We start from the raw sequence: 1108 nt of genomic DNA, 5'->3' as shown, positions 1-1108 counted from the left end.
AGTGATGACCGATATTATTGGGCCTAAAGCGTCCGTAGCTGGCCGCGTAGGTTCGTCGGGAAATCCATCCGCTCAACGGATGGGCGTCCGGCGAAAACCACGTGGCTTGGGACCGGAAGGCTCGAGGGGTACGTCCGGGGTAGGAGTGAAATCCCGTAATCCTGGACGGACCGCCGATGGCGAAAGCACCTCGAGAAGACGGATCCGACAGTGAGGGACGAAAGCTGGGGTCTCGAACCGGATTAGATACCCGGGTAGTCCCAGCCGTAAACAATGCCGATTAGGTGTGGCACCGACTACGAGTCGGTGCTGTGCCGTAGGGAAGCCGATAAATTGGCCGCCTGGGAAGTACGTCCGCAAGGATGAAACTTAAAGGAATTGGCGGGGGAGCACTACAACCGGAGGAGCCTGCGGTTTAATTGGACTCAACGCCGGACATCTCACCAGCATCGACTGTAGCAATGAAAGTCAGGTTGATGACCTCTACTTAGAGCTACAGAGAGGAGGTGCATGGCCGCCGTCAGCTCGTACCGTGAGGCGTCCTGTTAAGTCAGGCAACGAGCGAGACCCGCACTCCTAATTGCCAGCATCACGTTCGCGTGGATGGGTACATTAGGAGGACTGCCGCTGCTAAAGCGGAGGAAGGAACGGGCAACGGTAGGTCAGTATGCCCCGAATGTGCTGGGCTACACGCGGGCTACAATGGTCGGGACAATGGGTTCCTACCGCGAAAGCGGATGGTAATCTCAGAAACCCGGTCGTAGTTCGGATTGAGGGTTGAAACTCACCCTCATGAAGCTGGATTCGGTAGTAATCGCGTCTCAGAAGGGCGCGGTGAATACGTCCCTGCTCCTTGCACACACCGCCCGTCAAAGCACCCGAGTGAGGTCCGGATGAGGCGCTCGCAACGAGCGTCGAATCTGGGCTTCGCAAGGGGGCTTAAGTCGTAACAAGGTAGCCGTAGGGGAATCTGCGGCTGGATCACCTCCTAACGAACGAGACCAGGCCGACGTGCCTGGCTCACTTCACAGTCATAGGTGGTAAGACGAACCAAGTTCATCGACGACCGAGCGCCCGATCGGGCACCTACGAACTATCAAGGCTGACA

The 1108-nt window shown here is 57.5% G+C and carries 1 rRNA gene; it reads left to right on the top strand.

The window, feature by feature from the left end:
* A 16S ribosomal RNA gene (locus BSG17_RS25815) occupies positions 1 to 990 on the top strand; the annotation flags it as partial.
* Positions 991 to 1108 lie beyond the last annotated feature (118 nt).

Origin of the sequence: Halogranum amylolyticum, assembly GCF_900110465.1 — an archaeon.
GTDB lineage: Archaea > Halobacteriota > Halobacteria > Halobacteriales > Haloferacaceae > Halogranum > Halogranum amylolyticum.
The sequence above is the reverse complement of the archived record's forward strand: the minus strand, read 5'-3'. Positions and strand labels throughout refer to the sequence as shown.